A 26,421-nucleotide genomic window follows, 5' to 3' on the forward strand; every position below is an offset into this window, starting at 1 on the left:
GCGCAGTATAGATGGATGGGGCAAAAAAATCAGCCCGGTAAATACCGGGCTGAAATGGTTTTAACGCACATCACCGCATGTCAGACAGAAGGCATATCGGTTTTGCGGGTCATTCATGGTGCCAAACTTATCGTTTTGCGCTTTTACCGCAAGGGCGGCATCTGCAAGTGGTGCTGGCAAATACGCCTGCACCACTTGTGGCAACATGGCGCGTACCGAGCCGCTCACGCTATTGAATACCATATCAACGAAGCTTGGATCATCCTGCCAGAAATCCAGATGCCAGGTTTTCAGCTTCGCCAATTCAGCTGCTTTGGCAACGGCATCGTCGAAGTCACCGAGGCTGTCCACCAAACCATTGGCTTTCGCATCCTGGCCGGTCCAGACATGGCCCTGTGCGATTGTATCAATTTCTTCCGGCGTTTTTTTGCGGGACTCAGCAACCAGATTGATAAAGCGTTTATAACCATTTTCAATGGTCAGCTGCATCATCTGCTGAACTTCAGGTGGTAATGACTTTGTCACTGCAACGTCCGCTAATGGCGAAGTTGCCACGCCATCAGTATGAACACCAATTGAATCCAGGGTGTTTTCAACTGTATTGATGACGCCAAAAATACCAATTGAACCGGTCAATGTATTCGGGCTTGCGACGATGTAATCGGCCGGGGTGGAAACCCAGTAACCACCCGATGCCGCCATACCGCCCATGGAAACCACAATTGGCTTGCCCGCAGCTTTCGCAGCCGCCAGTTCATCACGGATAACTTCTGATGCACTAACACTGCCACCTGGGCTGTTAACTCGCAGCACAATCGCTTTCACTTTAGGATCAAGGCGTGCTTCACGAATTTGTATGGCAGTGGTATCACCACCAACCTGGCCTGGAGTTTCCTCGCCGTCCATAATTGCGCCATTTACGAGGATCACCGCAATCGCATCACCTTTGTCGGCAGGTTTTTTCACTACGTAGTCATACATACTGGTGTAGCTGAAATCTTTGTTTTCTTTGTTCCAGCCAAACTGTTTGATCATCGCTTTATCAACGGTTGCGCTGCTGGCGAGCTCATCAACCAGTTTGTTATCCAGTGCGTATTTCGCGGTGTCACCACCGAGTTTTTGCAAGTTATCAAGCAGACCTTGCGCACCAGGGAACACTTGTTGAGCGGTTATCTGGCGGTTAGCCGCAATAGTCCCAAGATAGTTTTGCCACAGCTCACCAATCCAGCGGCTGTCCGCTTCTTTTGCCGCAGGAGACATGTCATCGCGAATAAATGGTTCAACGGCGGACTTATAAGTCCCCACGCGGAAGATATGCGTGGACACTTTCAGCTTATCGAGCAGCGTTTTGTAATACAGCGAGTTAGTGGCGAAACCGTGTAAATCCACCATGCCTTGCGGAGAGAGCCAGATTTTATTGGCGAAACTCGCCAGATAATATTGCCCTTGGTTATAGCTATCACCCACCGCATACACTGGCTTGCCGCTATCGCGGAATTCACGCAGCGCTTTGCCGATATATTGCATAGATGGTTGATCACCACCGGCAAACTCTTTTAAATCCAGCACGATACCGGTGATATTGCGGTCGTCTTTGGCCTGGCGAATAGTATCGACCACATCAAACAGGGAGTTTTCCTGCAATCGGTCGGAACTGGCACCCAGCAACTGACGGCCAATCACACCCAATTTATTGCTCACCGATGGCTTATCGACTACCACACCAGTGATATCAAGCAACAATGCGCCACGTGCAGGTTCTGCTGGTGCGCTGTTGATCTGCATCCAGATCCCAACACCAACCAGTACCAGAAGAACTAAAAAGAGGTTGAGAATAAACTCTCGAATAAAGTTAAGCAGACGCCAGGTCCACTTAAAAAAACCGGCAACAAATCGCCCAATGGTACGCATGTACTCTCCGTAACGTTCAACAAGCTGCCGCATCTCACTATATAGCAGCTAAAGTGACTGCTATCCTAAATATCCCCAGGGCAAAAGTCAGTAGGAAATCTGCCCTGCGCTGTAACAAAATCACCTGCTGTGTTAATTTTGCCGATTAAATTCATTACAGGGGTTATCAAATGGATGCACTTGAATTACTTCTTAACCGCCGCAGCGCTTCCCGTCTGGCTGAACCCGCCCCAACAGGTGAGGCGCTTGAAAATATTATTCGTGCCGGTATGCGCGCGCCTGATCACGGAACACTGCAACCGTGGCGCTTTATTGTGATTGAAGGTGAAGGCCGTGAACGCTTCAGTAAAGTCATGGAACAAGCCGCTATTGCTGAAGAGCAAGACGAAAAGGGTATCGAAAAAGCGCGCACTGCGCCGTTCCGTGCTCCTCAAATTATCGCGGTTGTCGCTCATTGCGATGACAATCATAAAGTCCCGGTCTGGGAACAGGTTGTGTCTGCTGGCTGTGCGGTAATGGCAATGCAGATGGCGGCGGTCGCTCAGGGCTATAACGGCATCTGGCGTACTGGTATCTGGACGGAAAGCGAAGCCGTGCGTGAAGCGCTTCACTGTCGTGAACAAGACGAAGTCGTTGGTTTCCTGTATCTGGGAACGCCACAACTGAAAGCCTCTACCACGGTGAGTGTGTCCGACATCGCCCCGTTTGTGCGCAGATTCTAAGCAAACACGCAAAAGCTGTCTGGATTGTGAGCAAGAACGGCGCAATTCAGACACGCGGTCTTACCTCCTTGTCATTTGAGCGCTACCATAGAGCGATTGCCAATGACAGGAGTAGTCCATGAGTGAGCAAACCGTTCGTTTGACCCAGTACAGCCACGGAGCTGGTTGCGGCTGCAAAATTTCCCCGAAAGTCCTGCAAACTATTCTGCACTCTGAACAGGCAAAATTTGTTGATCCCAATTTGCTGGTAGGGAACGAGACCAGTGATGATGCGGCGGTTTACGATCTGGGCAACGGTACTTGCGTCATCAGCACCACCGATTTCTTTATGCCAATTGTTGACGATCCGTTCGACTTTGGGCGTATTGCTGCCACTAACGCTATCAGTGATATCTACGCGATGGGCGGAAAACCGATTATGGCTATCGCTATTCTCGGTTGGCCTATTAACACGCTGGCCCCAGAAATCGCGCGTAAAGTGATTGAAGGCGGGCGATTCGTTTGCCAGCAAGCGGGCATTTCCCTGGCTGGTGGTCATTCCATCGACGCACCAGAGCCTATTTTTGGGCTCGCAGTGACCGGCATTGTGCCAACTGATCGCGTTAAGAAAAACAGCTCGGCCACCGCAGGTTGCAAACTGTTCCTCACCAAGCCGCTCGGTATTGGCGTGTTGACCACTGCTGAGAAAAAATCGCTGCTAAAACCTGAACACTACGGCCTTGCGGCAGAAGTCATGTGCCAATTGAATAAACCGGGTGCGGAATTTGCCGACATCGAAGGTGTTACCTCGATGACCGATGTTACCGGTTTTGGCCTGTTGGGGCACCTTAGCGAAATGTGCCAGGGCGCAGGGGTTCAGGCTGAAGTCTGGTTCGATAAAGTTCCTAAACTGCCGGATGTCGAAGACTATATCGCGCAAGGTTGTGTGCCAGGCGGAACCGCGCGTAACTTCGCAAGCTACGGTTCGGTTATGGGCGAAATGACCCAGGCGCAGCGTGATTTACTCTGTGACCCACAGACTTCCGGTGGCTTGTTATTAGCCGTTGAAGCCGATGCAGAAGCCGCTGTTGCCGCTGTTGCCGAAAAAAATGGTATCAAACTGACGGCGATTGGCGAGCTAAAAGAAGCGCGTGCCGGTCGCCCGATGATTGAGATTCGTTAATCTGATGCGTCTGTTTATTGCCGAAAAACCCAGCCTCGCTCGCGCTATTGCTGATGTGCTACCCAAACCCCATCGTCGGGGTGATGGGTTTATTGAGTGTGGTAATGGGCAAGTTGTGACCTGGTGTATCGGTCACTTGCTGGAACAGGCTCAGCCGGATGCTTACGATGGCCGTTACGCGCGCTGGAATCTTGCCGACTTACCGATTGTGCCGGAAAAATGGCAGTTACAGCCGCGCCCGTCGGTCACCAAACAGCTCAATGCCATCAAAAAACTGCTCGTGCAGGCTGACGAAGTGGTTCACGCAGGTGACCCGGATCGCGAAGGGCAACTGCTGGTAGACGAAGTGCTGGACTATCTTGAACTCGCACCCGAAAAGCGCCAGCAAGTGCAACGCTGTTTGATTAACGATCTTAACCCGCAAGCTGTTGAACGTGCTATTACCCGTCTGCGTGCGAACAGTGAATTCATCCCACTGTGTGTTTCAGCACTTGCCCGTGCCCGTGCAGACTGGCTTTACGGTATCAACATGACCCGCGCTTACACCATTCTTGGGCGTAATGCGGGTTACCAGGGCGTGCTTTCTGTCGGGCGTGTGCAAACGCCTGTACTGGGTCTTGTTGTACGTCGTGATGAAGAAATTGAGAACTTCATTGCGAAAGATTTCTTTGAAGTGAAAGCGCATATTGTCACGCCTGCGGATGAACGCTTTGTGGCGACCTGGCAGCCAAGCGAATCTTGCGAGCCTTATCAGGACGAAGAAGGGCGCTTATTGCACCGCCCGCTGGCAGAGCATGTGGTGAACCGTATTGGCGGGCAACCGGCAATCGTCACCGCATATAATGATAAACGGGAATCAGAAGTGGCTCCATTGCCATTCTCGCTTTCCAGTTTGCAAATTGAAGCGGCAAGGCGCTTTGGTTTAAGTGCGCAGAACGTACTGGATATCTGCCAGAAGTTGTATGAAACACACAAGCTGATCACTTATCCTCGCTCTGATTGTCGTTACTTACCGGAAGAACATTTTGCTGGTCGCCACGCGGTACTGAACGCAATCAGCATTCATCAGCCTGACTTGTTGCCGCAGCCTGCGGTTAATACCGATCTGCGTAACCGCTGTTGGGATGATAAAAAAGTTGATGCCCACCATGCGATAATTCCTACGGCGCGTAGCTCTAAGATCTCGCTTTCTGAAAATGAAGCTAAAGTTTACAACCTCGTCGCCCGACAATACCTAATGCAGTTCTGTGCCGATGCGGTGTTCCGTAAATGCACCATCGATCTCGATATTGCTGGCGGTAAGTTTAACGCCAAAGCGCGTTTCCTGGCCGAGGCGGGCTGGCGTACGCTGTTGGGAAGTAAAGAACGCGACGAAGAGAACGATGGCACGCCGTTGCCGGTGGTGGCTAAAGGTGACGAACTGTTGTGTGAAAAAGGTGAAGTGATTGAGCGTCAAACTCAGCCGCCACGCCATTTCACCGATGCGACGTTGCTCTCTGCAATGACCGGGATTGCTCGTTTTGTGCAGGATAAAGATCTGAAAAAGATCCTGCGAGCAACGGACGGGTTGGGTACTGAAGCAACCCGGGCCGGGATCATAGAACTGTTATTTAAGCGTACTTTCCTGGTGAAAAAAGGACGCTATATTCATTCGTCTGATGCAGGTCGTGCGTTGATTCATTCGCTCCCAGAACTGGCAGCAAGGCCGGATATGACAGCACAGTGGGAATCGACACTGACGCAAATCAGCGAAAAGCAGTGTCGTTATCAGGACTTTATGCAGCCGCTGGTGCAAACCCTGTATGAATTGATTCATCAAGCGCGTACCAAGCCGGTTCATCACGCTTTCAAAGGGGTTAAAGCCCCGGACGATCAGAAAAAACCACGCAAGCAATGGGCGAAAAAAGAGGGAAGTGATGATGCGACTAAAAAACCTGCTCGTCGTCGGCGCAGCACTGATAATGACCAGCCTGCCGGGGATGGCACAACGCCTTGATCCGCAGGTCGATATCAACGTGCCGGCGGAAGTGTTTAGCTCTCAAGGGCAGCGCGCTGCGCCGTGTAGCCAGTGTTGTATTTATCAGGATCAGAATTATTCTGAAGGAGCAGTGGTGAAAGCTGATGGTGGTGTATTGCTACAGTGCCAGCGTGACGAGAAGACCCTCAGCACGAATCCTTTAGTGTGGCGTCGCGTAAAGACATAAACGCTTCAAGTAAGGGAATATCTGCCGGGGCAAGCGTGTAATTAAACGCCTCGGCAGGTAAACACCAGACCAGTTCACTGTGGCAAAGCGCTGTCATTTCACCGGTAAACTCAGGCACATGCCAGGCATGAAGATGAATAATCCGCCCGGACACTTCACGCTGATGGCTGGCGACATAATTCCCCACCACCGCTTTAATCGCTAATTCTTCTTCAAGCTCCCGCGTAAGTGCAGCAGGCTGCGACTCTTTCCCGTCAACTTTGCCGCCAGGAAATTCCCACAAACCCGCCTGGTCACCGCTTTCAGGGCGACGTGCGAGCAAAATTTTACCGTGTTGCTCAATAATGGCCGCAACCACATCAATGCTTTTCATCGTACCTTTCCAAACTTCGTTCGTGGGCGTGGCATAATACCCGCCATCAATGCTTATCTGAAGACCTTCCCGAATGATGACTAAAAAGAGCTCCCCGTGGGTGAAACCGCTTGAAAAATTGCCTGCCAGTTTGTGGCCCATTGTGACGATGCAACAAAAGCATTTCGGTGCGGTGCTCAACCCCACACGCTGGTGGGGGCGTTTTCCCTATTTATTCTGGCTGGTTGCTTTGTTTGTCGGTTTTCTTGAGCGGCGACGCTCGGGTATTGATGCGGTGGTGCGTTCATTGGTGATGACGCGTGTCTCCCAGCAATGTTGTTGCGAATTCTGCATTGATGCCAACAGTTTGCGGCTGGCAGAACGCAGTGGTTCGATGGAAAAAGTACTGGCGGTTGCCAACTGGAGTGAGGAAACATTGTTCACCGCTAAAGAACAAACCGCGTTGGCCTATGCTGATGCGATGACCGCAACGCCACCGCAAATTAGCGACGCGCTGAAAGAAGAATTGAAAACGCATTTTGATGAGAAAGCCATTACCGAATTAACCGCGTTAATTGCTTTTCAGAACCTCTCTGCACGTTTTAATGCCGCGTTGGATATACCGGCTCAAGGGTTGTGTGTCAGCACAACGGGGAAACCGCCCAATGTTTGATAGCTATCTTCATCCTCGCATTAAACCAACGCTTGAGCGTGTGGCAAGTGCACTGGATAAACCCGGCATTACACCCGATGGGCTGACATTGTTAGGTTTTGCTATCGGTGTGCTCGCTTTGCCGTTTCTGGCGCTGCAATGGTATGGCGCAGCGCTAGTGGCTATTGCGCTAAACCGTCTGTTCGATGGTTTAGACGGTGCGCTGGCGCGGCGGCGTGGTTTGACCGATGCTGGTGGTTTTCTGGATATCGCCCTGGATTTTTTGTTTTACGCCCTGGTGCCGTTTGGTTTTATCCTTGCCGACTCTGCGCAAAACGCACTGGCTGGCGGATGGCTTTTGTTTGCGTTTATCGGCACAGGCAGCAGTTTTCTTGCCTTTGCCGCTGTCGTGCAAAAACATCAGCTTGATAACCCCGGGTATGCACACAAATCGTTTTACTATCTGGGTGGATTAACGGAAGGAACGGAAACCATCGCGCTATTTGTCTTGAGCTGCCTGTTTCCGCATTTGTTTATCTGGTTCGCATGGGTGTTTGGTGCGTTGTGTTGGATGACGACTTTTACGCGGATATGGAGTGGTTATCAGACGTTAAAACGCATTTAATGTCGGATGTCGCTAACGCTAATCCGACCTACGAAAACAAGAAGTTGTAGGGTGGATTAGCGTTAGCGACATCCACCAGTGACAAAAGGTTTAGTCCGGTTTACGCTCGCCCGTCACAACTGAGTTCTGCGGATTACTGCTCCATTCATACCAGCCACCGTCGTACACGCCAACATTCTGCCAGCCCATTGCGCGAGCATACATGAAGGTTTCAGACGCGCGCCAGCCGGTGCCGCAATAGAACGCAACATGCTGGTCAGGGGTAATGTTCCAGCTTTTCCACATCGCTGCAATGTCATCAGCTGAACGCATGGTGCCGTCTGGATTATGGAAGTCTTCCATATGCGTGGAATCAGAACCTGCATGTCCCCAACGCGCACCGGCAATCTCACCTTTTGGTTTAATGTAGTTATAGCCGCTGGTGGTGCCGATAAACTCAGGCCACGAACGAATGCTGACCAGAGAGGCATCTTTACGACCTAACAGCCCACGAGCTTGCTCGGTGTCGAGCATCAACTGTGGCTGCCCCGGAATGGTTGCACCAAAATCTGGAGCCGGTTTAACGTCATTTGGTAAACCCCGCTCTACAGGCAATTTTGCATCAGACCAACTCTGCCAGCCGCCATCCAGCATGCGCACATCTTTCACGCCCGCATACAACAGAATTTGTGCGACGCGCGCCGCAGCGTAGACATCACGCCCGTACATAATCACCGTGGTGTCATGACGAATACCGTGTTTTGCCAACAACGCTTTAAGCTTGTCATCAGAGACTTTATTCCACAGCGGTTCGCTTTCGATGTCATTGGTGTCGATGTAATCAGCACCTGGAATATGGCTCAGCAAATACTGTTTTGGCGCACCCCAGGCGGCTTCGATGATTTTTACTTCGCCCACAGGTTTTGCTACGACAGGTTTATTCTGCATCAGGTTATGTAGCCATTGCGGGTAAACAAGCTGTTCAAAATGCGCCATTTTTTGCAGGCGGGCAGGTTGTTGCAAAGCATCGGACAACACTGCGATATGCGGATAGCCAAGTTTCACCAGGCGTGCTTTCACCGCTTTTGTTTCATCACTTTGACCGTACAGCGCAATCAGGCTATCTGGGGCAATGTTGTGCTGCTGTGCCCACAGTTTCAGTTGTTCGTCATTCATCATACCCAGCCAACTGGCAGATAAATTGAGTGCGGCAGGTTCATGCCCACCCACACCGTGAACGGTTTGCGGCCAACCGTTATAAAAGGCACTTGGACGTGTATCAATAACCACGCCGTGCTGCGCTTGAATGCTGGAAAAAGTCATCTGAGAAGGCTGGTCTGCAGCGATTGCCATGTGCGCCAACCCAGATAACATCAAGGTGGCGGTTAGTTGAGAAACACGTTTCATCTTATAACCTGAGAAAGGAGAGAAAAAGAGCCGCTATTCTTGCCAAATATCAGCGGCTATTCTTTGCGGTAACGCATATACCCGGCATTATTCGAATCAAATCGTAATCACGCGCCCGTTTGTCGGAATATCTTGCGGATCGTGAGTCACCAGCACCACTGGGATGGCTAGTTGTTCAACTTGCTGCCAGACAAACTGGCGGAATTGCTCACGTAATGTCTGATCGAGGCGTGAGAAAGGTTCATCAAGCAATAATGCTTCCGGTTTTGCCAATAATGCCCGCAACACGCTGATACGTGCGCGTTCACCACCCGAAAGAGTGGCCGGGTCGCGCCGCGAAAAGTTGGCTAACTGCGCGTTCGCCAGCGCTTCTTCAACGCAATGACGCCGTTGTTCACGTCCTTTGAGCTCGGCGGGAAGAGCCATCGCCAGATTCTGTCCGACATTGAGATGGGCGAATAACAGCGAATCTTGAAATAAAATGCCGATTTTACGCCGCTCAGTGGGCAACGTATCGCGGCGTTGTTGGTTAAGCCATAGCTCGCCCTTCACGCTAAACTCTGCGGGTAGTGATCCGATCATCCAGCTTAAAAATGTCGATTTACCCGCGCCAGATGGCCCCATTAACGTCAGTACTTCACCGGCAGAAACCGTGAAATTTATGTTCTGAATCAGCGAGCGGGAAGCATTATAAATAGAGCAATCCTGAACACACAGCATTAGCGTAATCCTTGTCGATAATGGCTTATCAGGCGGTGAACCCTGCGCGTGGCGATAAACATCATTGCCGGGAGGAGCATTTGCAATAATGCCTGAATCGCCTGTTGCTGCGGGTCGCCACCACTGCTGAGCGCCAAGGTTTCTGTGGTAACGGTAGCAAAACGCCCGGCACCGGCGTACAGCGTTGGTAAATATTGTGCGATGCTCACCGAAAAACCGACGGCTACTGCGGCAAGTATCGGGCGAATAAGCAACGGTAACTGAACCCCAAACAGAATTTTCCAGGCTGACCAGCCAAGGGTACGAGCGGTGATAGTCAAGCGGGAATCAAATTGCTGCCACGCAGGCCGCACCACCAGAAGCATATAAGGCACTACCCACAACAGGTGGCTCCAGATAACCCCTAACCAGCAGCCATCTTGCTCAAGTATCAGCAACATTTGGTATTGCCCGGCGACCAGCGGTAAAGCAGGCAAAAATAGCGGCAGCACAAGCCAGAGATCAAACCGTGGATTGCCGCCTTCAAGCCATAGAATAACCACCAGCAAACCAATAAGACTGCTTGCCAACGCCAGCAGCAATGTGGTGATTAATGGCGAAAGTTCAGCTGTTTGCCAGGCTTGAAACGCGAAAGCCTCGGGCAAAAGTGTCGGGTAAAACCATCCGTCGGAAAATGACCAAAGCAGCAGTATTACAATCGCCGCAATGCCTATTACTGTCATTATAGAACCCAAAACAGATGCCAACGGCTGGATGCTTAGTTGATGACGCCGGCCAGAAAACTGCCCTAAAGCCTGGTGCAACATGACCCATAATCCATAGCCCAGTGCGATAAACGCCCCCAGAATAACGACCAATAATAGCGACGTTAACATTCCCATCGCGACCTGTTGCGGCTCTACATCGTTGAGCCACTGCCAGGCCAGAACCGCAAGCGTAGGCGGGTTTGCCGGGCCAAGAATAATGGCGACATCCACAACCGAAAGGCTATACGCGACTACAGCCAACAATGCCCATTTCAGGCGTGGTAATAACTGGGCAAGCAACACCCGCACGCGGCTTTGTAGTGGGCCATAACCCAGACTTTGCGCGACGGTGAGTTGTTGGGAAAGTGACTGCCAATTAAGCTGGGTGTTGGCAATCCACAGCAAAAACCAGCTCTCTTTGATCGCCAGCAAAATACCCAGCCCAGTGCCATTTTCATCAAGATGAAATGACACGCCACACAGTCGCGCCAGCCAGCCGTTATCGGCAAACAGGAACAAGAAACCGCTGGCAAAAGCGACATGTGGTAACGCCAACAGCAGTGGTAATTGTGAGGTGTAACGCTGCCAGCGCACACCCGGCCACAGACCGCAAAGCAGAACAAGACATAGCGCAAGTGAACCGGCGACGCTAATCAGGGTTGAGTTCAGCGTTGCGCGCAGCGCGCCAGGCCACTGGTTATCAGCCCACAGCGCCTGCCAGACATCAGCCATCAGTACGGGTTTGAGCATCATGACTAAACCCGGTATCAGCGGGGCGAAAACACCCCCCACCGCAAGCCAGGCTAACCCGCGTTGTAAGACTCGATAGCTCACATTGCCCCGTAACGCTGTAACCACTCTTTTTCCAGCGCATTAACCCAGGCAGCATGTGGCTCAGCCAGATATGGCACTGTTTGCTGGTGGGCAGGTTTTTGGGCATTAAGTTGTTCGTTCAGAGGTGTTGGTAGAGTTTCGCTATCCAGAACCGTGGCGTCGCCCCAAATTGCCGGAGTGGCCTTGCGGATTTGCGCTTCAGGCGACATCAGGAAATTGGCCAGCACCTGTGCACCAGCCTGGGCGCTGGTATTGGCAGGGATAGTGACAAAATGGACGTTACCCAACATGCCTTGCGTAAAGCCAAATGCCTGTGCACTTTTCGGCAGTTGTTTGCGGTCTATAAGATTATCGACATGCGCGGGGTTAAAGGTCACCGAAAGCAGTAACTCGCCGTCAGCCAGCATTCGGTCCATGCGTGCAGGCGTTGGTGGGAAGGTTTTACCCTCGCGCCATAAAAGCGGATGCAGCTTATCCAGATAGCTCCACAGTGGTGCAGTTACCTGGCTAAACGTTGCGGGGTCAGGTGGAAGACGTAATGCTTGCGGGGAGTGCGTCAATACAATCAAAAGCTGTTCAATAAACGCAGTGCCGGTGAAATCCGGCGGGCGAGGATAGCTCAGTTTTCCGGGGTACGTTTTGGCAAATTCCAGCAGTTCAGATGCGCTGCGCGGGAGAGTGACGTTCGGCGGTACATTGCCGATTAACATAAGCTGCGCTGCACCCCACGGAGCTTCGGCACCGTCGGTGGGTTGCGAGAAATCCTCGCGTACCGGTTTTTTCTGATCTACATAACGCCAGTTTGGTAAATCCCACGCCCAACCTTCTTTGAGTAATCCAGCCTGCTTCAGGGTATGGAAATTCTCACCGTTTACCCACAGCAAATCGACTGAACCGTTATCTTTACGCCCGGCAGTCGCTTCACTCTGAATGCGTTTTACTGCATCGGCGGCATCAGCAAGGCGTACGATTTTTACCGTTATGCCGTAGTGCTGTTTCATTTCGCCCGTAACCCAATCGAGGTAGCTGTTTACTGCCGGATCACCGCCCCAGGCGTTGAAATACACAGTCTGGCCTTTTGCTTGCTGACGCAATGTTTGCCAGTCAGAAGGGGCGCTAGCGAAGGAAAAGGTGCTCAGTAACAGCGAAAAGAGAAGGGTATAAACCCGGTAAGTGAAACCGCGCAAAGTGGATTCCTTAAAATTAATGTGGGCGAAACCGGGTAACAATACGGCGTGAAACCAGCGGCAATAACCCCAACAAAATAAACATCACTATCATACCGGGCGAGAGAATATCGCTAAGCTGGCGAAGCTTGCTCAATTCACGTCCTGCATTAAGGTAGACAACAATTGCAGGCAGCATCCCGATAAGGCTAACGGCAAAATAACGCAGCGTTTTAACTGGCGTCAGGCCCATCAGCAAATTGACCAAAAAGAACGGGAATATGGGCATCAGGCGCAAAGCAAAAAGATAGTACAAACCTTCTTTTTCCATCCCGTGATTAATGGCAGACATGGGTGCGGCAAACCGTTGTTGTACCCAATCGCGCAGTAAATAACGGCTGATGAGCATCGCAAGTGTTGCGCCACATGTCGCCGCCAGTGCAACCAGCACCGTTCCCTGAACCAGGCCGAGTTGCGACCCGGCTAACAGTGTTAACAGCGTGGCACCGGGTATAGAAAGTGTCGTGACCACTACATAAATCACAAAGAACGCTACCGCCGTTTGCAGCGGATGTTGATGGTGCCAGGCGGAGAGTTGCGCTTGATAATGTTGCAGTGCCGCCAGGCTGCCCGGCGGCAGGAAGATAATGAACAGGACAAAAATAACGACCAGAGCGGCAAAGAATAACTTACGCATTGGGTAAGAAACCTCTGCGACTCGTGGTGTTCATAGTGTGTCCTTAGCGCAAAGCTTAGAGCTTAAATTCAGCCCACACGGGCGCATGGTCCGATGGTTTTTCCATGCTGCGAATTTCGTAATCAATGCCGGTTGCCACGCAACGTTCAGCCAGCGGTTGGCTTGCCAGCAGCAGATCGATACGCAGCCCGCGGTTATCGTCAAAACCTTTTGAACGATAATCAAACCACGAGAACTTGTCTTGTGCTTCCGGATTGGCGTGGCGGAAAGTGTCAACCAGGCCCCAGTTAATCAGGCGGTCCATCCACTCACGTTCTTCCGGCAGGAAGGAGCATTTTCCGGTGCGCAACCAGCGCTTGCGGTTCTCTTCACCAATGCCGATATCCAGGTCGGATGGGCTGATGTTCACATCACCCATAATCAGCACCGGGCTGTCTTTGTTCAGTTCGTTATCCAGGTAGTTTTGCAGATCCTGGTAGAACTTCGCTTTTGCCGGGAATTTGGTTGGATGATCGCGGCTTTCACCTTGGGGGAAGTAACCATTGATCACCGTCAGGTTACCCAGTGGCGAGGGAATTTCTGCCATGATAATGCGGCGTTGCGCTTCTTCATCGTCGCCAGGGAAGCCACGACGTACCGAAATTGGCGTCTCTTTGGTTAATAGCGCCACACCGTAATGGCCTTTCTGACCATGATAAAAGACGTTGTAGCCAAGCTTTGCGACATCTTCGAGCGGGAACATGTCATCGTGGACTTTGGTTTCCTGCAAGCCGATAACATCAGGCTGATGCTGTTCAACAATCGCTTGAAGTTGATGCGGACGGGCGCGCAGGCCGTTGATATTAAAAGAGACGAATTTCATAAGTCGCTGCCGTGGTTGCTGTTCAATGTTGCAGGATGTTAGCAGAAAATAAGCCAGCGTGCTGAATACGCTGCCATAGACAGCATCAATGAATGTTGCAGAGCAAAAACTGCACCAAAACAGCACTGGTTGCACCACGTTGAGGCGTAAACGTTGTGCAAACCCCATCATCGATCACAAATCCAGTATTAAATTTTACTACTGCATAATCTTTCTTGTTTTTATGCGGCAATTCAGGTGGCACCGTAAAACTATGCACTAAATATTCACTTTATGTGAATGAAGCTCATTTGTAACCTATTGATTTACCAATCTCATCCCTCTGATATGCATTTTTATCGCTGGCTGGCATAAACCGTGCAATCTACATTTACAGCGCAAACACCCAATTATTTAACATATAAATAACTTTTTATTTACCCGAAGAGGTCGCTATGTCGCAGTCAATTACCCGCCAAAATTTCGACGAATGGATGATGCCCGTTTATGCCCCAGCCTCTTTTATTCCGGTACGTGGTGAAGGGTCGACGTTGTGGGATCAGCAAGGCAAAGATTATATCGATTTTGCTGGTGGGATAGCGGTTAACGCCCTCGGACATGCCAACCCTGAATTGCGTAAGGCTCTCGAAGAGCAGGCTGCAAAATTCTGGCACACCGGCAATGGCTACACTAACGAGCCGATTTTGCGCCTGGCAAAACAGCTGATTGACGCCACATTTGCGGACAAAGTGTTCTTTTGCAACTCCGGGGCAGAAGCCAACGAAGCTGCATTGAAACTGGCACGCAAATACGCGCACGATAACTTTGGCCCGCAGAAAAGCGGTATTGTCGCTTTCAAAAATGCGTTCCATGGCCGCACGTTGTTTACTGTTTCAGCTGGTGGGCAACCGGCTTACTCACAAGATTTTGCACCTTTGCCACCGCAAATCAGCCACGCAATTTATAACGACCTGCAATCGGCAAGCGAACTAATTAACGAAAACACCTGCGCGGTGATTGTTGAACCGATACAAGGAGAAGGCGGTGTTGTTCCCGCTGATCCAACGTTCCTGCAAGGCTTGCGCGAGTTGTGCGACCGCCACAATGCGGTGCTGATTTTTGACGAAGTGCAAACCGGCGTCGGCCGTACTGGTGAGTTGTATGCCTACATGCATTACGGCATCACGCCAGATGTGCTTTCTACCGCAAAAGCGTTGGGCGGCGGCTTCCCGATTGGCGCGATGCTGACGACCGATAAATTCTCAAAAGTGATGGTGGTGGGTACTCACGGCACGACATACGGCGGCAACCCGCTGGCAGGTGCAGTGGCAGGCCGGGTGATGGAAATTATCAACACACCTGAAGTGCTCGAAGGTGTTAAACAGCGCCACGCCTGGTTTGTTGAGCGTTTAAACAAGATTAATCAGAAGCACCAACTGTTCAGCGAAGTACGCGGTTTGGGGCTGTTAATTGGCTGTGTATTGCAACCAGAATACAGCGGAAAAGCTAAACTTATTCTACAGGCTGCAGCACTTGAGGGCTTGATGATGCTTATTGCCGGAGCGAACGTGATTCGTTTTGCGCCAGCGCTAATTGTCAGCGAAGCCGAAGTGCAAAAAGGGTTGGATCGTTTTGAGCGCGCCTGTGAACGCTTCTTAGCGGGAGAGCAATCATGATGATTATCCGTCCGGTTGAGCGCGGTGATTTATCCGGGCTGCTGGCATTGGCGGGTAAAACAGGTGGTGGGTTGACCTCGCTGCCTGCGGATGAAAAAACGCTGTCGGCACGCATCGAACGCTCAATTAATACCTGGCAGGGCGGCCTGCCAGAAGGTGACCAGGGTTACGTTTTTGTGCTGGAAGATACTGCATCTGAGCGGGTAGTGGGGATTTGCGCCATTGAAGTGGCCGTCGGATTAAACGACCCCTGGTACAACTACCACGTTGGCACGCATGTTCACGCTTCCAAAGAGCTGAATATTTATAACGCGTTGCCGACGCTGTTCTTGAGCCACGATCACACGGGCAGCAGCGAGCTTTGCACGTTGTTCCTGGATGCTGACTGGCGCAAAGAGGGCAACGGTTACCTGCTTTCCAAATCACGCTTCCTGTTTATGGCAGCATTCCGCGATCGCTTTAACGAAAAAGTAGTGGCTGAAATGCGCGGCGTGATAGATGAACACGGCCATTCCCCGTTCTGGGAAAGCCTTGGCAACCGCTTCTTTTCCATGGAATTTAGCCGTGCAGATTACCTGTGTGGCACTGGGCAGAAAGCGTTTATTGCCGAACTCATGCCAAAACACCCAATTTATACCGACTTCCTGTCGCCAGAAGCGCGGGAAGTGATTGGTAAAGTGCATCCGCAAACCGCACCTGCACGGGCGGTTCTTGAAGCCGAAGGTTTCCGCTATCGCAATTACGTGGATATTTTTGATGGTGGCCCAACGCTTGAGTGCGATATCGACCGGGTCCGCGCCATTCGTAAAAGCCGTCTCGTTGAGGTAGCCATCGGGCAGCCGGCAACGGAAGAATTGCCGATATGCCTGGTTGCTAATGAAAAATATAATAATTTCCGCGCCATGTTGGTTAAGGCGAACCCTAAAGGTGACCGGTTGATTATCGATGCTGTCACTGCTGATGCCCTGAAATGCAGCACTGGCGATAAAGTGCGTCTGGTGCGTTTATGCCCCGAGGAGAAAAAAGTATGACTCAGTGGATTAATGGACAATGGATTGCCGGTCAGGGCGAATCACTGCAAAAGCATAATCCGGTGAACGGGGATTTGCTGTGGGAAGGCGTTGCTGCGGATGCAAAGCAAGTTGAACAAGCTTGTCTGGTAGCACGTGCGGCGTTCCCGGCATGGGCAAAACGCCCGTTTGCTGAACGCCAGGCCATCGTTGAGAAATTCGCGACCTTGCTTGAGGCTAATAAAGAGTCTCTGACCGTCACCATTTCCAAGGAGACAGGTAAACCTCGTTGGGAAGCCGCCACTGAAATCACGGCGATGGTTAACAAAATCGCCATCTCTATTAAGGCATACCACACGCGTACAGGCGAAACCCACACTGAGATGCCAGACGGTGCCGCTACGTTGCGCCACCGTCCACACGGCGTCTTAGCGGTATTTGGCCCATACAACTTCCCCGGGCATTTACCAAACGGGCACATTGTGCCAGGCCTTTTGGCGGGTAATACACTGGTATTCAAGCCCAGTGAACTGACGCCTCTGATTGGCGAGCAAGTCATGAAACTGTGGCAGCAGGCTGGCATTCCTGATGGTGTGTTGAATCTGGTTCAGGGTGGCCGTGAAACCGGACAGGCATTAGCACAGCAACCCGGGCTGGATGGTTTATTGTTCACTGGCAGCGCAAACACCGGCTACCAGCTTCATCGCCAGTTTGCCGGGCAGCCGGAGAAAATTCTCGCCCTCGAAATGGGAGGCAACAACCCACTGATCGTTGAAGACCCTGAAGATATCGACGGCGCTGTTCACTTGGTAATTCAGTCAGCATTTGTTACCGCCGGGCAGCGTTGTACCTGTGCACGTCGTTTGTTGGTTAAAAAAGGCGTGCAGGGCGATGCGTTTTTAAATCGTCTGGTGGAAGTGGCGGGGCGTATCAAGCCTGATGCGTGGGACGCGGTGCCGCAGCCGTTTATTGGTGGGCTTATTTCGGTGCAGGCTGCAGAACGTGTGTTGACCGGCTGGCAGGAACATATCGCTCGCGGAGGCATTGCACTGCTGGAGCCTAAACTGATAAAAGCAGGAACATCGCTACTGACGCCGGGAATCGTTGAATTAACGGGTGTGGCAAATGTGCCAGATGAAGAAGTTTTTGGGCCACTGTTAACGGTCTACCGTTATACCGATTTCGATGATGCTATCCGCATGGCGAATGATACGCGCTATGGCCTGGCAAGCGGGCTGATTTCCCCGCATCGTAAGCAGTTTGACCAACTATTGCTGGAAGCGCGTGCCGGGATTGTGAACTGGAATAAACCGTTAACCGGGGCTTCCAGTGCGGCACCGTTTGGTGGCGTGGGTGCGTCGGGTAACCATCGTGCCAGTGCCTGGTATGCAGCAGATTATTGTGCGTGGCCGATGGCGACGCTAGAAAGTCCGACCTTCCCGCTGCCTGCAACCCTGAGCCCAGGGCTTGATTTCAGCAGTAAGGAATAATTATGACTGCGCGTGAAGTGAATTTCGATGGTCTGGTGGGCCTTACCCACCATTACGCCGGGCTTTCTTTCGGTAATGAAGCCTCAACTAAACACCAGTTCCGCGTGTCCAATCCTAAGCTTGCGGCTAAACAAGGCTTGCTGAAGATGAAAGCCCTGGCAGATGCGGGTTTTGCGCAAGGGGTCATCCCGCCGCAAGAAAGGCCTAATATTCCGCTGCTGCGTCAATTGGGGTTTAACGGAACAGATGCGCAGATTATTGAACGCGTGGCAAAACAGGCGCCACAATTGCTTTCGGCTGTGAGTTCGGCTTCTTCTATGTGGGTGGCAAATGCCGCGACAGTTTGCCCGTCGGCAGATAGTCTGGACGGCAAAGTCCATTTTACTGTGGCGAACCTGAACAACAAATTCCACCGTGCCAGCGAAGCGCCAACCACCGAAAACCTGTTGCGAGCTATCTTCCGTAATGAGCAGTATTTTTCTGTTCATAGTGCATTGCCGCAGGTTGCCATGTTTGGTGATGAAGGTGCGGCAAACCATAACCGCCTCGGTGGTGCTTTTGGCGACCCATCAACACAGCTGTTTATTTACGGGCGTGAAGACGCTAAAAGCGGGCAGGTGCCCGCGCGATATCCTGCGCGTCAGACATTAGAAGCAAGCCAGGCTGTCGCAAGGCTTAACCAGGTTAACCCTGACTTGCAGGTTTTTGCACAACAAAACCCAGCGGTTATCGACCAGGGCGTTTTCCACAACGATGTGATTGCGGTATCCAATCGCCAGGTACTGTTCTGCCACGAACAGGCGTTCTTACATCAACAAGCACTCTATAAGCAGTTGCGTGAAAGAGTGCCTGGTTTTACCGCCATTGAAGTGCCAACAGATAAAGTTTCGGTTGCGGATGCGGTTGCAACCTATTTGTTTAACAGCCAACTGCTCAGCCGTGACGATGGCTGCATGACGTTAATACTGCCGGAAGAATCCCGTCAGCATGCTGGTGTCTGGCGTTATCTCAATGAAGTGCTGGCGGCGGATAACCCAATCATTGAGCTGAAAGTGTTTGATCTGCGTGAAAGTATGGCAAACGGCGGCGGCCCAGCTTGTTTGCGTCTGCGTGTGGTATTAAACGGGGCTGAACAAAAAGCATTAAACCCAGCGGTAATGATGAACGACACGCTGTTTATTACGCTCAATAATTGGGTAGATCGCTGGTATCGCGACCAATTAACACAGGCGGATTTAGCCGATCCGCAGTTGCTGCGTGAAGGACGTGAGGCGCTCGATGAACTGACGCGTATACTAGACTTAGGATCTGTTTATCCGTTTCAGCACTAACTGGAGGCACAATGTTGGATTTTCTGGCGCAAACCCTGGCGGGCAAAGCGCCAATACAGGGCGAGGAGAACAATGCCCATCTTCATTGGCAATGGTGGGATGAAGGGATTCTGACACTGACTCCACATCAGGCTGTGAAAAAAACGCTAGTGCTCTCTGCTGGCGTTCACGGTAATGAAACTGCACCCGTGGAAATACTCGCACAGCTGGTGGATAGCCTGCTGGCAGGTGAGCTGGCGTTGCAGTGGCGTGTGCTGGTCGTGCTGGGGAACCCGGCTGCATTACGCAGTAACCAACGTTTCCAGCACAGTGATATGAACCGTATGTTTGGTGGTCGCTGGCAACAGTTCCCGGAAAGCATTGAAACCCAACGAGCCGGTCGTCTTGAAAATGCACTTGAACTGTTTTTGGCCCAATGTGAAGAGACAGTTTGCTGGCACCTTGATATGCACACTGCAATTCGCAGTTCATACCATCCGCGATTTGGTGTCTTACCCGCACGCTCTTTGCCTTACGATGAGGCGTTTCTGTCGTGGTTAGGATGTGCAGGTTTACAGGCGTTGGTCTTCCATCAATCCCCCGCAGGTACTTTTACGCACTTTACTAGTGAGCATTTCAACGCGTTGAGCTGCACGCTGGAATTAGGTAAAGCACAGCCGTTTGGTGAAAACGATCTCAGCCAGTTTGCGGTCACATTGCAGGCTTTACAGGCGTTACTGAGCGGTGAACAATCACCGGATGCTGAAGGGCCGCCATTGCGTTATACAGTTACGCAGCAGATTACGCGCCACAGTGACGCCTTTGTGTTGCACATGTCGGCACAAACACAAAACTTTACCGCATTCCCGAAAGGCACCTTGCTGGCAGAAGATGGCGATACGCGTTATGTGGTGAAAGAAAATATCGAGTTTGTTTTATTTCCTAATCCCAATGTGGCAACGGGTTTACGAGCAGGCTTGATGCTGCGTGAAATATAATTATTTTCTGGCCTCAGAAGTTGGGGCCAATAAATATTCAAATGGCTGACAGCAATATACAGATAAATCTTAGAAGATGCTTTTTTCAGCATTCAAACTATTATACACTTCCTACATAATTCGTTTAAAATCATCTTCTTGTTATATTTTGTTGCAATTCCTCCCGCCTTTATCCTTATTATCTCCATAATTGATGCAAATTTGTTGTTTACCCTTTCAATGCTTTACCGATGCTCTGACTAATTGACGCAAAGCTCCGTAAACTCAATCTCGTCAACGCGACAGACCCTGTCGTAATAGAAATCAGAATAGGAATAAACGATATGCGTAAATTAACAGCTCTCTTTGTTGCTTCAACTCTGGCTCTGGGCGCGGCAAACCTGGCTCATGCAGCTGACACCACTACGACCACTGCTGCAAAAACCGATGCGCCGATGATGCACCATAAAGGCATGCGTGGCGGCCTTCACGACATGATGTTTAAAAACTTGAATTTGACTGACGCACAGAAACAGCAAGTGCGTGACATCATGAAAGAACAGCGCGGTAAAATGGAGCGCCCTTCTGTAGAAGAACGTCGTGCGGCACACAGCATCATTGCTAGCGATAGCTTCGATAAAGCCAAAGCTCAGGCTCAAGTAGATAAAATGGCCGAGCAAAACAAAGCCCGTATGATGGCTCATATGGAAACGCAGAATAAGATCTACAACATTCTGACGCCGGAACAGAAAAAACAATTTAATGCCAATTTTGAGAAGCGTCTGACAGAACGCCCTCAACTTGAAGGTAAAATGCCTACAGATCAGGAATAACTGATCGTATGACTTAAGACCGCCGGTCCTGTCCACAAAGCATATTGCAGTGGACAGGACCGGCGGTTTTCTTTTGTCTGATATTCTTCGAGCTGCAGGATGTTGGCTGCAACTCGAATTATTTAGGGCAAATTTTACATTCAGGGTTAAACAATTTGCTGCGCGCTCGCCAGCATCGAACGAATAATCTGTTCGAGCAGCGGTTGCAACTGTTCTGCGCGGTCTGCACGCCAGGTAAACGGTGGTTGCTCATCCATGTAATTGCATTGCGCCAGTTCTAACTGCACTGCGTGAATACCTTGCATAGGTTGGCCGTAAGCGCGGGTGATGTAGCCACCTTTGAAACGCCCATTCGCTACCCAACTAAATCGCTGTTGCGATGCCACGCAAGCCACCAGATGTTCTTCAATCAACTCATCACAGCTTTTGCCACTGTTAGTGCCGAAATTAATATCGGGTAGTTTCCCATCGAACAGCCGCGGAATATGACTGGCAATGGAATGCGCATCAAAAAGCAGGGCGTAACCATGCTCCGCTTTCATTCTTTCGAGTTCACTTTGCAATTGCAGGTGATAGGGCTGCCAGATATTTTTCAGTGCGAATTTGCGTTGTTCAGCGCTGGGTTCTTTACCCGGCACAAATACCGCCGAACCATCGAATAACGTTTCGGGATACAGACCGGTGGTCGCAGTGGTGTAGAGCGGTTTATCATCTGCCGGGCGGTTTAAATCGATAACCATGCGCGAATAGTTGCCGACAATCACGCTTGCGCCCAACGCCTGAACAAAATCATATAATTTTGGGATATGCCAGTCGGTATCAGGCAGTGGTTTTGCGGCATCACTTAACGCTGACTCAACTTCTGGTGTCAGCGCTGTGCCTGCGTGCGGAATGCTAACCAGCAAAGGCAGTTTCCCACGGCTGAAGTTAAAGGGTGCTGTCACGTTTCTCTCCCTGATAAATAACGGTGCAGGGCAATTGCCCACCTAACCAATAGACCAGTTCTGCGGGACGTGCCACAGGCCAGTGCACAAAGTTTGCAACTTTCCCACATTCAAGGCTGCCATGACTGGCGCGAATACCCAGTGCTTGCGCAGCGTGCAGAGTGACACCCGCTAGTGCCTCTTCGGGTGTTAAACCAAACAGGGTACATGCCATATTTAACATTAAACGTAGCGATAGAGCAGGTGAGGTTCCAGGGTTTGCATCGCTTGCAACGGCCATCGGCACGCCGTGTTTGCGAAACGCCGCCACAGGCGGCTGTTGCTTTTCGCGCAGTAGATAGAATGCGCCCGGCAGCATAACGGCAACCGTGTTTGCAGCAGCCATCGCTTGTGCGTCGGCGTCGGTGGCATATTCAAGATGGTCGGCTGACAACGCTTGATACCGTGCCGCAAGGCTGCTGCCCGCCAGCGAAGAAAGTTGCTCGGCATGCAGTTTAACGGGCAGGCCTAAAGCACGCGCGGCGGCAAAAACTGTTTCGGTTTGAGCGAGGCTGAAAGCCAGATGCTCACAAAACGCATCGACGGCATCGGCAAGTTTTTCTGTAGCAATACGTGGGAGTAGTTGTTCGCACACCACTTCAACCCATTTGTCGCCATTGCCGCTGAACTCCGGTGGAATAGCATGAGCCGCAAGGCAGGTAGCATAAACTTCTACTGGCAGTGTTTCTCCGAGCCTGCGAATAACGCGCAGCATTTTAATTTCGTTGTCGATATCCAGCCCATAACCCGACTTAATTTCGACTGTAGTCACGCCTTCTTTCATCAAGTGATGTAGCCGCTGGCGAGCAGAGTTGAGCAGTTCATCTTCATGAGCTTCACGCGTACTGCGAACGGTGGAAATAATCCCACCACCCTGGGCTGCAATTTCTGCGTAGCTCATACCGTTTAAACGCATTTCAAATTCGGCGCTGCGATCGCCACCAAACACCAGGTGGGTATGGCAATCGATAAATCCCGGTGTGATTATTCCGCCTTCAAAATGATGGTGAGCTTGCGCGGTAATGTCGGGGAGCGCTTCGCGCTTGCCAACCCAGACTATTTTCCCCTGATGTACCGCTATGACTCCATCTTCAACCAGTTGGTATTGCCCATCTTTCATTGTGACAAGCGTTGCACCGCTCCACAGGCTGTCAATGTTGCGAGGATAAGGCATGATACTCTCCACATCAGGTTGTATAGACAATTGACTACAAGCTAGCGCAGCCAGTGCTTTTCGGCAACTTCAGTCACTTGAATTATGACGGCGATAAACAAGTTTCAAATTTGGTTTGCGTTAGCCGCAATTAATCGCTAAATCATTGGCATCGCAAAAGAAGGAATCAAATCTATGCCAGCATTTTTTGCTCCAGCAGTGATGCTCCCACAAGGTTGGGGGCACAACGTGCGTATTACCGTCAATGAACAAGGCATTATCACTCATGTCGATGCTGGCGCTTCTGGGGAGAATGCGACATTGCTTGCCGGAACCGTGATTCCTTCTATCTCCAATCTACATTCGCATGCATTTCAGCGGGTGATGGCGGGGCTGACGGAAGTCGCCGGTGATCCGCAAGACAGCTTCTGGACGTGGCGCGACACGATGTACCGCATGGTGCAAAAATTGTCGCCGGAACAAGTCGGCGCCATTGCCACCCGGTTATACATTGATATGCTCAAGGGCGGTTACACCCAGGTTGCTGAGTTTCACTATCTACATCATGACGTTAACGGAAAACCGTATGCGTCAGGTGATTTGATGCTACAGCAATTGCTGCTTGCTGCCGATAACAGCGGAATAGGGCAAACGTTGTTGCCGGTGCTTTACAGCCATGCAGGTTTTGGTGCGCAACCACCGCAGCCCGGGCAAAAAAGATTTATTCAGAATGTCGACCGTTATCTGCGCCAACAGCAAGCGTTGGGCAACGCACTTCGTCGCTATCCGTTGATTAATCATGGCCTGTGTTTCCACTCACTGCGGGCGGTAACGCAGGAGCAAATGGAAGATGTTCTGGAAGCGAGCGATTACCGCTTACCGGTGCATATTCACATTGCTGAGCAAGAAAAAGAAGTGAATGACTGCCTTGCCTGGAGCGGTGAACGCCCGGTTGAATGGTTGTATAACCGTTTTGCGGTGGACGACCGCTGGTGCCTGGTTCATGCCACGCATTTGTCCGCCGAAGAGTTAACTCAAATTGTGGAAAGCCGTGCGGTGGCTGGTTTGTGCCCAACGACCGAAGCGAATTTGGGGGATGGTATATTCCCAGCGACTAATTTCATCGCCCAGGGCGGGCACTGGGGAATCGGTTCTGACAGCCATGTTTCGGTCAATGCGCTGGAAGAATTACGTTGGCTTGAGTATGCGCAGCGCCTGCGTGACCGTCGCCGTAATCGTATTGTGCTCCCCGAACTCCCGCAGGTTGGTGAAGTGTTATGGCGCCAGGCAGCAGTAGGTGGAGCGCAAGCTTGTGGTGTGGCAATGGGGATGATTGCCCCTGGTCAACGTGCTGACTGGCTGGTGCTCGAGCGTGATTCATGGCTGGCGCATGTAGAAGATTATGCGGTGCTTAACCGTTGGTTATTCGCTGGCAAGAGCGAGCAAATTAGAGACGTGTGGGTTGCAGGAAAGCAGGTGATATCTGACAGGCAGCATCCGCTCGATGAACAAAGTAATGCACAGTTTGCGCAAGTAATGCGTACTCTTCAGGAGTGGTGATGGAATTCTTTGATATACGAAAAGTGCCCGTCAGCTTGTGGCGTAACGGGGCCGGAGAAACTCGCGAGATTTGCTGTTTCCCGCCCGCGACGCGTGATTTCAACTGGCGTGCCAGCATCGCGTCAATCGCCAGTAGCGGCGAGTTTTCAGCATTTCCCCAGGTAGACCGTGTCATCACGTTGCTTGCAGGGGGGGAAGTCGTTCTGGATGCCGGAAAGGCGTTTCGTCATACCCTAAAACACTTTCAGCCTTTCGCGTTTGCCGGAGATTACACGGTTAAAGCAGAGCTGAAACAGGGTATGTCGATGGATTTTAATATCATGACGCACCGTGACCGCTGCCGTGCCAAAGTGCGTGTTGCTGACCGCACCTTTACGACGTTCGCTCCCAGAGGTGGCATTGTGTATGTGTTAAGCGGCGAGTGGCAATTGGGTGACAAACTGCTGACACCAGAGCAAGGCGCATGGTGGCAAGAGGGTCGTCACACCTTGCGCCTGCTGAAATCGGAAGGGAAGCTGCTGTTTAGCGAAATCACTTACCTCTGATTACTTACCGGTAAAACTCCCCACCAACTGATAACGCGAGCCCGGATATAACAGCCGGGCGACTGTGACAACCTGCGAATGATGCCAGGTGCGGCGCTGAATCAACAAACAGGGCTGGCTGGCGGTCACCTCAAGCAACCCTTGCTGGGTTTCATTAGCCAATACAGCTTCAACGATATGCTCACCCGAGGTTAGCGGAGCTATTTTGCTCAGGTAATGGTGCGGAGTGAACAGTTTAAAATCTTGTTGCAGGTAGTCAGCGACCAGCGCCGGATTCACATAGCGTGTTTCCAGTTGCACCGCCATATCGTTATCGTAATGAACCAATTGCGAGTAAAACAGCGGCTCGCCAACGTTCACCGAAAAGGCATGGGCAAGCGTTGCATCTGCCTTAACTTGCTCAAGTGCCACCACTTGATTGCGATAATGGTGGCCGCGTGCAGTTATCTCTTCCGCAATACTTCCCACTTCAAGCATTGCGGTATGGCCTTTTTGTTCCGCAACAAATGTACCGACACCCTGCATGCGCACCAGCCAGCCTTCTGCAGTCAATTCCCGAAGTGCACGGTTAATCGTCATTCTGCTGACATTCAACGCATTCACCAGTTCTGTTTCCGAAGGCACGCGCTGGTGGGCAAGCCAGTTACCGCTACGTATCTGGCTGATAATTCCCTGCTTGACCCGTAAATAAATAGGGGCGGGGAGATCGCTAATCGCTGAACGTAACTGCTCCAGAGGTTCTAAATCAGACATATTTGTCCTTAATATTTTTATGGGTTAAGCGCGATCCCGCTCACTATTTTATAAAAATTACCTATGACGTACTGGCGGTCATTTGGGTTTATTAGTTAGGTTGTATATACAAC

The 26,421-nt window shown here is 51.2% G+C and carries 25 protein-coding genes; 14 read left to right on the forward strand and 11 right to left on the reverse strand.

The window, feature by feature from the left end; all coding sequences use genetic code 11:
* Positions 1-60: 60 nt before the first annotated feature.
* The gene (gene sppA, locus FH968_RS04050) at positions 61-1,911 is read right to left on the reverse strand and encodes a signal peptide peptidase SppA (RefSeq protein ID WP_139877661.1); all 1,851 of its coding nucleotides are present in this window, start codon (positions 1,909-1,911) and stop codon (positions 61-63) included.
* Between the two features lie 170 nt (positions 1,912-2,081).
* Here sppA and FH968_RS04055 point away from each other — a divergent pair, with 170 nt between their 5' ends.
* The 4 genes from FH968_RS04055 (at position 2,082) to FH968_RS04070 (ending at position 5,999) form a co-directional block, all read left to right on the forward strand.
* Positions 2,082-2,633, forward strand: a complete 552-nt coding sequence (locus tag FH968_RS04055) for an NAD(P)H nitroreductase (RefSeq protein ID WP_139877663.1) — start codon at positions 2,082-2,084, stop codon at positions 2,631-2,633.
* 118 nt (positions 2,634-2,751) lie between these two features.
* A complete protein-coding gene (gene selD / locus FH968_RS04060; RefSeq protein WP_139877665.1) occupies positions 2,752-3,795 on the forward strand; it encodes a selenide, water dikinase SelD in 1,044 nt (347 codons plus the stop codon).
* 4 nt (positions 3,796-3,799) lie between these two features.
* Positions 3,800-5,791, forward strand: a complete 1,992-nt coding sequence (locus FH968_RS04065; RefSeq protein ID WP_139878036.1) for a DNA topoisomerase III — start codon at positions 3,800-3,802, stop codon at positions 5,789-5,791.
* Entirely contained in the window at positions 5,757-5,999 is a 243-nt protein-coding gene (locus tag FH968_RS04070; RefSeq protein ID WP_139877667.1) for a DUF1496 domain-containing protein, read from the forward strand. Before FH968_RS04065 ends, FH968_RS04070 begins: the two co-directional genes overlap by 35 nt.
* Here FH968_RS04070 and FH968_RS04075 read toward each other — a convergent pair.
* Entirely contained in the window at positions 5,959-6,372 is a 414-nt protein-coding gene (locus tag FH968_RS04075; protein ID WP_139877669.1) for a pyrimidine (deoxy)nucleoside triphosphate diphosphatase, read from the reverse strand. The two genes, FH968_RS04070 and FH968_RS04075, sit on opposite strands and share 41 nt — an antisense overlap.
* 73 nt (positions 6,373-6,445) lie before the next feature.
* On the opposite strand from FH968_RS04075, the gene FH968_RS04080 reads away from it, so the two are divergent.
* Entirely contained in the window at positions 6,446-7,024 is a 579-nt protein-coding gene (locus tag FH968_RS04080) for a carboxymuconolactone decarboxylase family protein (protein WP_139877671.1), read from the forward strand.
* Positions 7,017-7,628 (forward strand): CDP-alcohol phosphatidyltransferase family protein, encoded by a 612-nt coding sequence (locus tag FH968_RS04085; RefSeq protein WP_139877673.1) that lies wholly within the window; start codon positions 7,017-7,019, stop codon positions 7,626-7,628. Before FH968_RS04080 ends, FH968_RS04085 begins: the two co-directional genes overlap by 8 nt.
* A 90-nt stretch (positions 7,629-7,718) precedes the next feature.
* Here the strand turns inward: FH968_RS04085 and FH968_RS04090 are convergent, their stop codons facing one another.
* The 6 genes from FH968_RS04090 to xthA all read right to left on the reverse strand — a co-directional run bounded on the left by FH968_RS04090 (position 7,719) and on the right by xthA (position 14,039).
* Positions 7,719-9,014, reverse strand: coding sequence for a rhodanese-like domain-containing protein (locus FH968_RS04090; RefSeq protein ID WP_139877675.1), 1,296 nt, complete (start codon positions 9,012-9,014; stop codon positions 7,719-7,721).
* 96 nt (positions 9,015-9,110) lie between these two features.
* Entirely contained in the window at positions 9,111-9,734 is a 624-nt protein-coding gene (locus tag FH968_RS04095) for an ATP-binding cassette domain-containing protein (protein WP_139877677.1), read from the reverse strand.
* Positions 9,734-11,314 (reverse strand): ABC transporter permease, encoded by a 1,581-nt coding sequence (locus tag FH968_RS04100; RefSeq protein ID WP_223271283.1) that lies wholly within the window; start codon positions 11,312-11,314, stop codon positions 9,734-9,736. Before FH968_RS04100 ends, FH968_RS04095 begins: the two co-directional genes overlap by 1 nt.
* Positions 11,311-12,459: an ABC transporter substrate-binding protein gene (locus FH968_RS04105; protein WP_305038334.1), complete on the reverse strand. Its 1,149-nt coding sequence runs from the start codon at positions 12,457-12,459 to the stop codon at positions 11,311-11,313. The genes FH968_RS04100 and FH968_RS04105 overlap by 4 nt, the downstream gene beginning before the upstream one ends.
* Before the next feature lie 58 nt (positions 12,460-12,517).
* Positions 12,518-13,177: a TVP38/TMEM64 family protein gene (locus FH968_RS04110; RefSeq protein ID WP_139877681.1), complete on the reverse strand. Its 660-nt coding sequence runs from the start codon at positions 13,175-13,177 to the stop codon at positions 12,518-12,520.
* Positions 13,178-13,232: 55 nt separating this feature from the next.
* Complete coding sequence (xthA, locus tag FH968_RS04115) at positions 13,233-14,039, reverse strand: exodeoxyribonuclease III (RefSeq protein ID WP_139878038.1); 807 nt, start codon at positions 14,037-14,039, stop codon at positions 13,233-13,235.
* A gap of 434 nt (positions 14,040-14,473) precedes the next feature.
* Between xthA and FH968_RS04120 the strand changes: the two genes are divergently transcribed.
* The 6 genes from FH968_RS04120 to spy all read left to right on the forward strand — a co-directional run bounded on the left by FH968_RS04120 (position 14,474) and on the right by spy (position 21,314).
* Positions 14,474-15,694, forward strand: coding sequence for an aspartate aminotransferase family protein (locus tag FH968_RS04120; protein ID WP_139877683.1), 1,221 nt, complete (start codon positions 14,474-14,476; stop codon positions 15,692-15,694).
* Positions 15,691-16,725 (forward strand): arginine N-succinyltransferase, encoded by a 1,035-nt coding sequence (gene astA / locus FH968_RS04125; RefSeq protein ID WP_139877685.1) that lies wholly within the window; start codon positions 15,691-15,693, stop codon positions 16,723-16,725. Before FH968_RS04120 ends, astA begins: the two co-directional genes overlap by 4 nt.
* On the forward strand, positions 16,722-18,194 hold the full coding sequence (gene astD / locus FH968_RS04130; RefSeq protein ID WP_139877688.1) for a succinylglutamate-semialdehyde dehydrogenase: 1,473 nt from the start codon (positions 16,722-16,724) through the stop codon (positions 18,192-18,194). Before astA ends, astD begins: the two co-directional genes overlap by 4 nt.
* Before the next feature lie 2 nt (positions 18,195-18,196).
* On the forward strand, positions 18,197-19,525 hold the full coding sequence (gene astB, locus FH968_RS04135) for an N-succinylarginine dihydrolase (RefSeq protein WP_139877690.1): 1,329 nt from the start codon (positions 18,197-18,199) through the stop codon (positions 19,523-19,525).
* A gap of 11 nt (positions 19,526-19,536) precedes the next feature.
* A complete protein-coding gene (gene astE / locus FH968_RS04140) occupies positions 19,537-20,502 on the forward strand; it encodes a succinylglutamate desuccinylase (RefSeq protein ID WP_139877692.1) in 966 nt (321 codons plus the stop codon).
* Positions 20,503-20,825: 323 nt separating this feature from the next.
* A complete protein-coding gene (spy, locus tag FH968_RS04145; protein WP_139877694.1) occupies positions 20,826-21,314 on the forward strand; it encodes an ATP-independent periplasmic protein-refolding chaperone Spy in 489 nt (162 codons plus the stop codon).
* 146 nt (positions 21,315-21,460) lie between these two features.
* On the opposite strand, the gene hutG is transcribed toward spy, so the two are convergent.
* A complete protein-coding gene (gene hutG / locus FH968_RS04150; protein WP_139877696.1) occupies positions 21,461-22,258 on the reverse strand; it encodes an N-formylglutamate deformylase in 798 nt (265 codons plus the stop codon).
* Positions 22,242-23,471, reverse strand: a complete 1,230-nt coding sequence (gene hutI, locus FH968_RS04155; protein WP_139877699.1) for an imidazolonepropionase — start codon at positions 23,469-23,471, stop codon at positions 22,242-22,244. The genes hutG and hutI overlap by 17 nt, the downstream gene beginning before the upstream one ends.
* A gap of 174 nt (positions 23,472-23,645) precedes the next feature.
* Between hutI and FH968_RS04160 the strand changes: the two genes are divergently transcribed.
* Positions 23,646-25,010: a formimidoylglutamate deiminase gene (locus FH968_RS04160; RefSeq protein ID WP_139877701.1), complete on the forward strand. Its 1,365-nt coding sequence runs from the start codon at positions 23,646-23,648 to the stop codon at positions 25,008-25,010.
* Positions 25,010-25,555 carry an environmental stress-induced protein Ves gene (gene ves / locus FH968_RS04165; protein WP_139877703.1) on the forward strand — a complete coding sequence of 182 codons (546 nt, stop codon included), beginning with the start codon at positions 25,010-25,012 and terminating at the stop codon, positions 25,553-25,555. Before FH968_RS04160 ends, ves begins: the two co-directional genes overlap by 1 nt.
* On the opposite strand, the gene hutC is transcribed toward ves, so the two are convergent.
* Complete coding sequence (gene hutC / locus FH968_RS04170) at positions 25,556-26,308, reverse strand: histidine utilization repressor (protein WP_139877705.1); 753 nt, start codon at positions 26,306-26,308, stop codon at positions 25,556-25,558.
* Between the last annotated feature and the right edge of the window lie 113 nt (positions 26,309-26,421).

Origin of the sequence: Buttiauxella sp. B2, from assembly GCF_006376615.1 — a bacterium.
Classification (GTDB): domain Bacteria; phylum Pseudomonadota; class Gammaproteobacteria; order Enterobacterales; family Enterobacteriaceae; genus Buttiauxella.

Bases quoted from the DNA above. Each gene is read 5' to 3' on its own strand.
- FH968_RS04110 (WP_139877681.1), bottom strand. From the start codon at position 13,177: ATGCGTAAGTTATTCTTTGCCGCTCTGGTCGTTATTTTTGTCCTGTTC.
- astB (WP_139877690.1), top strand. From the start codon at position 18,197: ATGACTGCGCGTGAAGTGAATTTCGATGGTCTGGTGGGCCTTACCCAC.
- sppA (WP_139877661.1), bottom strand. From the start codon at position 1,911: ATGCGTACCATTGGGCGATTTGTTGCCGGTTTTTTTAAGTGGACCTGG.
- astE (WP_139877692.1), top strand. From the start codon at position 19,537: ATGTTGGATTTTCTGGCGCAAACCCTGGCGGGCAAAGCGCCAATACAG.
- FH968_RS04085 (WP_139877673.1), top strand. From the start codon at position 7,017: ATGTTTGATAGCTATCTTCATCCTCGCATTAAACCAACGCTTGAGCGT.
- FH968_RS04080 (WP_139877671.1), top strand. From the start codon at position 6,446: ATGATGACTAAAAAGAGCTCCCCGTGGGTGAAACCGCTTGAAAAATTG.
- spy (WP_139877694.1), top strand. From the start codon at position 20,826: ATGCGTAAATTAACAGCTCTCTTTGTTGCTTCAACTCTGGCTCTGGGC.
- FH968_RS04075 (WP_139877669.1), bottom strand. From the start codon at position 6,372: ATGAAAAGCATTGATGTGGTTGCGGCCATTATTGAGCAACACGGTAAA.
- FH968_RS04065 (WP_139878036.1), top strand. From the start codon at position 3,800: ATGCGTCTGTTTATTGCCGAAAAACCCAGCCTCGCTCGCGCTATTGCT.
- xthA (WP_139878038.1), bottom strand. From the start codon at position 14,039: ATGAAATTCGTCTCTTTTAATATCAACGGCCTGCGCGCCCGTCCGCAT.
- hutI (WP_139877699.1), bottom strand. From the start codon at position 23,471: ATGCCTTATCCTCGCAACATTGACAGCCTGTGGAGCGGTGCAACGCTT.
- FH968_RS04070 (WP_139877667.1), top strand. From the start codon at position 5,757: ATGACCAGCCTGCCGGGGATGGCACAACGCCTTGATCCGCAGGTCGAT.
- FH968_RS04095 (WP_139877677.1), bottom strand. From the start codon at position 9,734: ATGCTGTGTGTTCAGGATTGCTCTATTTATAATGCTTCCCGCTCGCTG.
- astA (WP_139877685.1), top strand. From the start codon at position 15,691: ATGATGATTATCCGTCCGGTTGAGCGCGGTGATTTATCCGGGCTGCTG.
- selD (WP_139877665.1), top strand. From the start codon at position 2,752: ATGAGTGAGCAAACCGTTCGTTTGACCCAGTACAGCCACGGAGCTGGT.
- FH968_RS04055 (WP_139877663.1), top strand. From the start codon at position 2,082: ATGGATGCACTTGAATTACTTCTTAACCGCCGCAGCGCTTCCCGTCTG.
- hutC (WP_139877705.1), bottom strand. From the start codon at position 26,308: ATGTCTGATTTAGAACCTCTGGAGCAGTTACGTTCAGCGATTAGCGAT.
- FH968_RS04090 (WP_139877675.1), bottom strand. From the start codon at position 9,014: ATGAAACGTGTTTCTCAACTAACCGCCACCTTGATGTTATCTGGGTTG.
- FH968_RS04120 (WP_139877683.1), top strand. From the start codon at position 14,474: ATGTCGCAGTCAATTACCCGCCAAAATTTCGACGAATGGATGATGCCC.
- FH968_RS04160 (WP_139877701.1), top strand. From the start codon at position 23,646: ATGCCAGCATTTTTTGCTCCAGCAGTGATGCTCCCACAAGGTTGGGGG.
- ves (WP_139877703.1), top strand. From the start codon at position 25,010: ATGGAATTCTTTGATATACGAAAAGTGCCCGTCAGCTTGTGGCGTAAC.
- astD (WP_139877688.1), top strand. From the start codon at position 16,722: ATGACTCAGTGGATTAATGGACAATGGATTGCCGGTCAGGGCGAATCA.